Raw genomic sequence first — 8,545 nt, 5'->3', positions numbered from 1 at the left:
TTTTATAGATACTATGCATCTGACTTGGTTAGATAGTAATTCCTGGTTAATTGAAATAGGAGGTAAACAACTCCTGCTCGATCCTTGGTTAGTTGGCCCCCTAGTTTTCGGTAATCTACCTTGGTTATTCAAAGGAGAGAGGCGTACTCCCCGTGCCATACCAGAAAATATAGATTTAATTGTATTGTCTCAAGGGTTAGAAGATCATGCTCATCCCCAGACTCTAAAACAGTTAGACAAAAATATTCCTGTAGTCGCTTCTCCTACTGCAGCAAAAGTAGTACAGGAGTTTGGTTATTCTCAAATAGTCACGCTTGCCCATGGCGAGACACATTCTTTTGACAATAGTATTGAAATTAGAGCAGTTCCTGGCTCACTTGTTGGCCCAACCCTGATAGAAAACGGTTACATTTTTAAAGACCTAAGCACTGACAATACAATTTACTATGAACCACATGGCAGTCATTCTGAAACAATCAAAGAATTTGCTCCTATAGATGTGGTTATCACCCCGATTATAAATTTGAATTTACCGTTAGTCGGGCCAATAATTAAAGGAAATGAAAGTGCTTTACAAGTAGCTCAATGGCTGAAACCCCAAGTAATGTTACCTACAGCAGCAGGGGGCGATATAGATTTTCAAGGATTATTAATATCTTTACTCAAAGCAGAGGGAAGTGTAGAAGAAACACAACTTCAGTTAACCAAAAATAATCTGGAGACAAAAGTAATAGAGGCTCAACCTGGAGAACGTTTTGAATTACAATTAGAACAGAGAGCATTAGCTAATTAACTAGATTTGATTAACAGCTTTAAAGTAAGCATTCAGCTATTAGCAGTCAGCTATCAGCAATTAGTAATGAATAATTACTTCTAGGGTTTATTCAGGGGACTTTGGCAATAAATTTTTATTCTTTCTAAATTTCAAAGGTTGCTTTTACCTTCCCTAAAATTAATAGCTGATAGCTAATAGATGATGGCTGAATGCTTACTTTTAACCAGAGGTAATTAGGGCTTGCTGAAAAAGTATTTTTTAAGGAGTAGGGGACCCACCCCTAACCCCTTCCAGGAGGCAGGGCTGTTTCATTCTCGATAGACGCGGGGACACGGAGACACGGGGATAGAGGCTTTTAAGCGGCGTTGAACCAAATATTTTCTCAGAGCTTAAAGACGCTTATTTGGTGAAAAATCGCCAAATTTTGGTAAATTTTACTGTTCCCCTATCTCCTCATCTCCCGTTCTCCATAAATCGTTAATATACTATACTTGAAATAGCCCCGCTTCCAGGAGGGGAAAAGGGGAGTAGGGGAGTAGAGGAGCAGGAAAGTAATTTTTTTTTGCCCAACTTTTGCTTAAAATGGTAAATTGTTGAGCATGAAGAACTGAAAACCAGGTACTTTTTCACTACAAAAAAAGGCTAAAATCTTTATCTGTAAATGCTTTGATATTTAATTGGCAAGCCCTAATTATCAATTATCAATTATCCATTAATTAATATTCCCTAGCTTGTAGCGATATAAAAGTATGATTAATTTTCGTTGGATTTTTACAGTAATATTATCCTTGTTTTTAATTATTATTAGTTCCCAGCCAGCTTTAGCTTCTATTCATACTTACCCCGAATCTTCTACACAAATCATGTATCGTTCTCGACAAAGTTTGCGAGACCTTTCAGATAGAGCATGGCAGACTATATTATATAAGCGGATAAAATCTGGTAAACTAATAACTTTAAAATTACGATTAGTAGGATTTCCTGGAATAATTGAATTGGCTCATCCCCAAAAATTGCAAATTAATACTGGCACTGGTAATATCTGGAATGCAGAGGATGTTTTAGTGGATTCTTCTTTTCCTGCTAATGTTGGAGAATATGACTTTTTGGAAGTAATGAAAAAGTTAAATTCTGATACTCCACTGCGAATAAATATACCTTTGCAAGGTGAAAAATCAGCAGAATTAGTGGTGCCAATTTTTGCTGTCAAAGAATGGCGAAAATTGTTCGATGAAGTTAATTTTTGGTGATTTTTTACTTATTCTAGTTAAGAAAAAATTGGTTAGGGTAATTACTTATGATGAATCTTGGACTAGGAAATGTTTTTCCAACTTTTCCCTGCTATAGTTTAAATTAATTAAGGAAAAAAAATGAAAAAAATAATTATAGTTTGCTTATTAATATTTACATTAATAAATTTTATAGAAATTCCAACTGCATTAGCAGCAGAAACAGCAAAAGGAGCAGAAATTTTTCAGATTAATTGTGCTGGATGTCATGCTGGAGGAGGCAATATAGTTAGATGGTGGAAAAACTTAAAAATCAGAACTTTGAAAAAAAATAAATTAGATTCTGTTGAGGCGATCGCTTACTTGGTTAAGAATGGAAAAAATAATATGTCAGCTTACAAAGACCGGTTAACAGAAACAGAAATAGAAACTGTATCTGGTTATGTATTGAAACAGGCAGAAAATGGTTGGCGTTAATATACAACTTGTAATATTTAATAGACATCTCCGACAATAAAAAATAAAATCAATTATCGCACAGAAATTATCAATTCTTTTCCTCTACTGCCTACAGCAAAGCTGCCTCTTTTCTGGAGATGTCTAATAGATACCAAATGGCTTCTATAACTAAAAATTCTTAATATTGGCTTTGCTTTACAAATAGTCATTCAAAAATAAGATTGAGGCATTTGTTAGTCTTTTGATGAAGATTTTCCCAAATCTCCATTGACCAGATGTAAAATTTTGATTATGATAATGATTATCATAATTATTCTAACAAGTAAAATGGCCATATATTCAGGAAGTTAGCCCACAGAATCTCTTTAGTAAACTAGAAATAGTAATTTTCTAGTGTGGGAGGGCGGAAATAACTGACCAGTGACAAAATCCTAAAAGCCTTACCAGTCAATACTTTTGAATTTTGACTGTCTTGAGTGTGTCTTACATTCTGGAGGGGCTGTGTGCGGAACTATTTCTGCACTTTATACGCCCGGTAGGAAACCTCAGAATTACACACTCGATGCCCGACTTTTAACTTCCGCGTAGTGGCACTAGCTACTCAGTAACTCACCTTAACAAGGAAAATTGATTAGCAATATGACGTAAGCATTCAGCCGTCAGCCATCAGCTATAAGTTATTAATATGATTATCTTGGAAGAATAAATTAGTCTTCAAGAAGAATTAAAAGTTACTACTCAAAGTATACTCCTTTAACAAGAGAAATAATTATTTGCTGATTGCTGACCGCTAATAGCTGAATGCTTATAATATGACTGGTTTTCTTGTGAATGACAAAACGACCTTATATCAATTTTAAAAAAGAATGTTACGAATAGTTTGGTCAACAAAAATGGTTAAATTCAGATGTATATTTAGCACTTGGAGAATTATTTCAGGGTCAAAAATGATAATAACAGCTCTTTCTAGCTGACTATTGACTACTAGAAACAGTTCCAATATTTGTAGCAAACATTTATCAAATTGGTATTACTCTATAGTGTTCTTCAGAATAAACAAGATTTAAGAGTAGCTGTCTTCGTCAATAAATTTAGTAATAATGAATAATTCACTACAATTAGATATTCCTAAAAGAGGGATGCCAGTTACTATTATTACTGGATTTCTAGGCAGTGGTAAAACAACCCTAATCAATCAAATTTTGCATAACAAGCACAAGTTAAAAGTTGCAGTATTAGTTAATGAATTTGGGGATATTAATATAGATAGTCAGTTATTAGTAGATATTAATGACAATATGCTAGAACTTAGCAATGGTTGTATTTGTTGTACTATCAATGAAGGATTAGTAGATGCAGTATACCAAATTTTAGAACGGGATGAAAAAATTGATTATTTAATTATAGAAACCACTGGTTTAGCAAATCCTTTGCCAATTATGTTAACTTTTTTGGGTACAGAGTTAAAAGATTTAACTTATTTAGATTCTGTACTAACTTTAGTGGATTGTGAAAATTTTACACCAGACCATTTTGATAGTGAAGCAGCTTTAAAACAGGTTGCTTATGGAGATATTATTTTACTCAATAAAACAGATTTAGTCTCCCAAGATAGAGTAGATTATTTAGAGTCTTATATTAGAACGATAAATAATGGAGCTAAGGTTTTGAGAAGTGAGTACAGCCAGATACCATTATACTTAATCCTAGATGTAAATTTATCCAAACTTCAGCCTTATCCTCTAGAAGATAATGATAATTATCAGCATGAACTACAAAAAATCCCTAAAAATCATCTAATAAATGATGGCTTTACGTCTATTTCATTCCGAAGTGAAAGACCTTTTTCTGCTCTAAAATTTCAACAGAATTTTCTAGAAAAATTACCAGAGAATATATTTAGAGCAAAAGGGATTCTTTGGTTCCAAGAAAGTGAATCTAAACATATATTTCAATTAAGTGGTAAACGCTATGATATACAAGTAGATGAATGGTCAACTAATCCCACAAATCAGTTAGTATTAATTGGCCGAAACTTGAATCCGTTAATGATTCAACAAAACTTAACAAACTGTCTAACTATGTGATAAATTAAGAACGGCGATTATCAGAGAAATACAGATAATGATCCTCATAACTAATCCTAAATTTATGTTGGAAAGTATCTGCCAAACTCTCCGACAAAATATTAACATTCAAACCTTTGAACTATGACTTTATCAGCAGTTCCAGAATTTGTTTCTACCGATGAATTGAAAACAAAATCTCAGCCTCCTGTTACAGAAGCTGAAATGATTCAAGCGGTGAGAACTTTATTAATAGGATTAGGAGAAAATCCAGACCGAGAAGGATTATTAGATACTCCTAAACGTGTAGTAAAAGCCCTAAAATTTCTCACTTCAGGTTATCATCAATCTCTAGATGAATTGTTGAATGGAGCTGTTTTTAGTGAAGATATCTCAGAAATGGTTTTAGTTCGAGATATCGATCTTTTTAGCTCTTGTGAACATCATATTTTGCCTATTCTTGGTCGTGCTCACGTAGCATACATTCCTAATGGAAAAGTAATTGGACTATCAAAAATTGCTCGAATTTGTGAGATGTATGCCCGACGTTTACAGGTACAAGAACGTCTAACAGCACAAATAGCTGATGCGCTTCAAGGATTACTTAAGCCTTTAGGTGTTGCTGTAGTTGTTGAAGCAACTCATATGTGCATGGTCATGCGTGGAGTACAAAAACCAGGTTCTTGGACAACTACTAGCGCTATGCGTGGTGTTTTTGCTGATGACGTGAAAACTCGTCAAGAATTTATGAGTTTAATTAGGCATAGTAATTCTTTTCATTAGTTTTTTTAAGTTTAGCTAGAATAACAAAAAGGTAAACATTCAGTCAGCTTTATTACCTTTAGTTAACAAGTCAATTTCGTTGCTCTTGTGCTTCAAATATTTGAAAATGTACGAGAAGTTAAGCTAATACTTGCTTAATTAATTTTTATTGCTGAGAGCTAAATGCTAATAGCTGAATGCTTAGACAAAAAGTTGATTGGTATTAAAATTTCTGATGATGCTAAGACAAAAAGCATTAATACTAAAATCAGAAAGGAAGAGACTTTTTGCCCCATACTTAGAATTGCCCCTATCGAGTTACGAAGTAGGTGAGCATCAATAAATGTAACAGGACTTACGCACCTAAAAAAGAAACCCGGTTTATTGCCCTAATTATTGTTTTTTAAACCATGAGATTTAGTTGGTAAACCAGGTTTCTGCGTAAGTCCTGTTTATTAATGTTTATGTTTTTCAATGTTACGAAAATGCCTAATGCATTAGGTGCAGAAATGACAGAAGGTGCGGAACTTTTTCAGATTCATTGTGATAGGTTGTAATGCTAATGGAAGTAATATTGTTTGATGGGGAAAAAATTTCAAAATAGAAACTTTGGAAAGAAATAAACTAGATTCTGTGGAGGCGATCGCTTACTTGGTTAAGAATGGGAAAAATAATATGTAAGCTGACAAAGACTGTTTAATAGAAACAGAGATAGAAACTGTATCTGGTTATGTATTGGAAGAGGCAAAAAATGGTGGGTATTCTGAAAATTCTATAATATCCTAATTATCCATTATTCATTATCAACTTATGACTTCTCCTAACACAAATAATCAGAATCATGTACCGCAACATTTTCGAGAAAGAATACAGAACGCTAAAGACAACAAACTTAAGGAGTTAGACTTAAGTAATAATTTTTCTAGCAGATATGATGAAAAATTAACTGAAATTCCTACTGAGGTTTGGGAATTAGAGCAGCTAGAATTATTAAATTTAAGTGATAATCAATTAACAACTATTCCGGAATCTATCTCTAAACTCACCAATTTAACTGGACTTTATTTAAGTGGTAATAAATTAAAAACTATCCCGAAATCTATCTCAAAACTCACCAACTTAACTGAGCTTTCTTTAAGTGAGAATCAATTAACAACTGTGCCGGAATATATCACTAAACTAACTAATTTAACTCAGCTTTATTTAAGTTTTATAGCGCTACAAGTTTAGGTTAGGACATTCCTAAATCCACCAAACCCACTCACAGTTTACTTTTGCCTGTTGCCTGTTGCCTGTTGCCTAGCGCGTAGCGCTATAATAAATTAAAAGCTATCCCGCAATCTATCACTAAACTCACCAATTTAGCTGGACTTGATTTAAGTGGTAGCCAATTGACAACTATCCCCGAATATATCACGAAAATCACCAATTTAACTGAGCTTAATTTAAGTGAGAATCAATTAAAAGCTATCCCGCAATCTATCACTAAACTCACCAATTTAACTTGCCTTGATTTAAGTGGTAACCAATTGAAAAATATCCCGGAATCTATCACTAAAATCACCAATATAACTTGGCTTTATTTAAGTAGTAATCAATTAAAAACCATTCCGGAATCTATAACTAAACTCACCAGTTTAGCTGAACTTGATTTAAGTGGTAACCAATTGACAATCATTCCAGAATTTATCACTAAACTCACCAACTTAATTCAGCTCGATTTAAGTGATAACCCCCTGGAAACTCCATCAATAGAAATTGCTGAAAAAGGAATAGAATCAATTAGAGAATATTTCCAATAAATAAAATGAGAAGGAAAAGATTATATCTATGAAGCAAAATTACTAATCAATTGATAGTTAAATTTTTCTCTTATATTGCCTATAGTTTTTAGGCTCCTTAAAACAGCTTTCCTGAAACCTTTGTATTTCAAGAAAATATACCAAATGGTTTCTATAGACTCATATACTTTCCTTCTTTCTTCTTCCTTCTCTCCTAGATAACTAAAGACTTCTTCCTTAAATCAAACTACCTAACTTGAGATTTCTTTCTTGTAAAACCTCAGCATAAAGCATTTCCAATTGAGCAATATTTCTACTCAGAGTATAACGTTCTAAAACTCTCCGACGAGCTTTTTGCCCCAAAAGAGTAGTTAATTCAGGATGATCCTTAAACAAAGGCAATAAAGTTTGCAACTGAGTAGTAACATTATGAGTATTCAAAATTATACCCGCACCATTTTCCAATACCTCACCATCAGCACCAGCATCCGTCGCCACACAAGCCAAACCACAAGACATTGCTTCCAATAAAGCCAAAGACAAACCCTCTACCAAAGAAGGTAAAATAAACACATCCGCACCACGTAAAATTTCTATCCGTCGTTGTTCATCACTCACATATCCAAACCAACTAACTCCCTTCACATCGCTATAAAACATTTGCAAAGAAGCAGCTAATGGCCCATCACCAACAATTATTAAATGGCTACTATTTCCCATATCACAATGTTTCCAAGCCTTAAGTAGAGATTCAACATTCTTAGCCGTAGAAATACGACCTAAATATAGAAATATACGTTGAGCATTTAACTCAGTCTTGAGACTAGACATACCAGGGCAATATTTATCTACATCAACCCCATTGGGAATTACTGCTACTTTTTGGCCAGGAACCCCTAATTTAACCAAGAAATCTCGCTGTATTTCAGAAAAAATAATAACTCGGTCATAATGTGCCAAAAAAGGAGCATATAACTGATAAGCCAAAAATTGAGTCCCAGATTTAATATTGCGCGGTTTACTATCAAACTGGGCATGAAAAGTAGCTACTAAAGGGATATTTAGTTCTTCGCAAATTTCAGGCAGTAAAAAATCAAGAGGAGAAAGAGTTAGAGAAGCATGGACAATATCAGGCTTGAGTTTCTGTAAAGCCTCGCTCAAAATTTTGCTAGATTTAAGACTAGGTATAGTGTAACCCTGAGATTTGTAGATACAAGGTAGAGACACTTCATGAAATCTTGGCCATTTATCAGGTTCATTATCTTCAGTAGCAAAATGAAGAAAGCTAACCTGATAGCCCCGGTCTAATAGAGCATTGGTTATTTCTCTAGAGTAGGTAACGTTGCCACAAAAAGGATATTTTTTTCCAAGCCAAGCAATATGCATTCAGATGAATAGGCAGATATTATTTTGAGTGATTTTATCATTGATAGACAAAAACGCGTCAGTCTGTTGTTTGCTAAAGCTGAAAAA

General features: G+C 33.9%; 7 protein-coding genes and 1 pseudogene. 7 read left to right on the top strand and 1 reads right to left on the bottom strand.

The window, feature by feature from the left end; all coding sequences use genetic code 11:
* The 7 genes and pseudogenes from AC3DU7_RS18115 to AC3DU7_RS18085 form a co-directional block, all read left to right on the top strand.
* Positions 1–793: MBL fold metallo-hydrolase (locus AC3DU7_RS18115; protein ID WP_488040712.1), on the top strand; the 793-nt coding region annotated here is incomplete at its 5' end.
* Positions 794–1,524: 731 nt separating this feature from the next.
* Positions 1,525–2,025: a DUF3122 domain-containing protein gene (locus tag AC3DU7_RS18110; RefSeq protein WP_488040711.1), complete on the top strand. Its 501-nt coding sequence runs from the start codon at positions 1,525–1,527 to the stop codon at positions 2,023–2,025.
* Positions 2,026–2,145: 120 nt separating this feature from the next.
* On the top strand, positions 2,146–2,481 hold the full coding sequence (gene petJ, locus AC3DU7_RS18105; protein WP_488040710.1) for a cytochrome c6 PetJ: 336 nt from the start codon (positions 2,146–2,148) through the stop codon (positions 2,479–2,481).
* 1,082 nt (positions 2,482–3,563) lie between these two features.
* Positions 3,564–4,550, top strand: coding sequence for a CobW family GTP-binding protein (locus AC3DU7_RS18100; protein ID WP_488040709.1), 987 nt, complete (start codon positions 3,564–3,566; stop codon positions 4,548–4,550).
* A 123-nt stretch (positions 4,551–4,673) separates the two neighbouring features.
* Positions 4,674–5,312, top strand: coding sequence for a GTP cyclohydrolase I FolE (gene folE, locus AC3DU7_RS18095; RefSeq protein WP_488040708.1), 639 nt, complete (start codon positions 4,674–4,676; stop codon positions 5,310–5,312).
* Positions 5,313–6,101: 789 nt separating this feature from the next.
* Positions 6,102–6,521 carry a leucine-rich repeat domain-containing protein gene (locus AC3DU7_RS18090; protein WP_488040707.1) on the top strand — a complete coding sequence of 140 codons (420 nt, stop codon included), beginning with the start codon at positions 6,102–6,104 and terminating at the stop codon, positions 6,519–6,521.
* A 95-nt stretch (positions 6,522–6,616) separates the two neighbouring features.
* Positions 6,617–7,093, top strand: a pseudogene (locus tag AC3DU7_RS18085) (leucine-rich repeat domain-containing protein); the annotation flags it as partial.
* A gap of 216 nt (positions 7,094–7,309) precedes the next feature.
* Here the strand turns inward: AC3DU7_RS18085 and AC3DU7_RS18080 are convergent.
* Positions 7,310–8,458: a glycosyltransferase family 4 protein gene (locus tag AC3DU7_RS18080; protein ID WP_488040706.1), complete on the bottom strand. Its 1,149-nt coding sequence runs from the start codon at positions 8,456–8,458 to the stop codon at positions 7,310–7,312.
* Positions 8,459–8,545 lie beyond the last annotated feature (87 nt).

The sequence above is a fragment of the Okeania sp. genome, from assembly GCF_983059655.1.
Note: the sequence above shows the minus strand (reverse complement) of the source record. Positions and strands in the feature narration are given on the sequence as shown.

Excerpts from the sequence above, each read along its gene's own strand:
- AC3DU7_RS18110 (WP_488040711.1), top strand. The coding sequence starts at position 1,525 with ATGATTAATTTTCGTTGGATTTTTACAGTAATATTATCCTTGTTTTTA.
- petJ (WP_488040710.1), top strand. The coding sequence starts at position 2,146 with ATGAAAAAAATAATTATAGTTTGCTTATTAATATTTACATTAATAAAT.
- AC3DU7_RS18100 (WP_488040709.1), top strand. The coding sequence starts at position 3,564 with ATGAATAATTCACTACAATTAGATATTCCTAAAAGAGGGATGCCAGTT.
- folE (WP_488040708.1), top strand. The coding sequence starts at position 4,674 with ATGACTTTATCAGCAGTTCCAGAATTTGTTTCTACCGATGAATTGAAA.
- AC3DU7_RS18090 (WP_488040707.1), top strand. The coding sequence starts at position 6,102 with ATGACTTCTCCTAACACAAATAATCAGAATCATGTACCGCAACATTTT.
- AC3DU7_RS18080 (WP_488040706.1), bottom strand. The coding sequence starts at position 8,458 with ATGCATATTGCTTGGCTTGGAAAAAAATATCCTTTTTGTGGCAACGTT.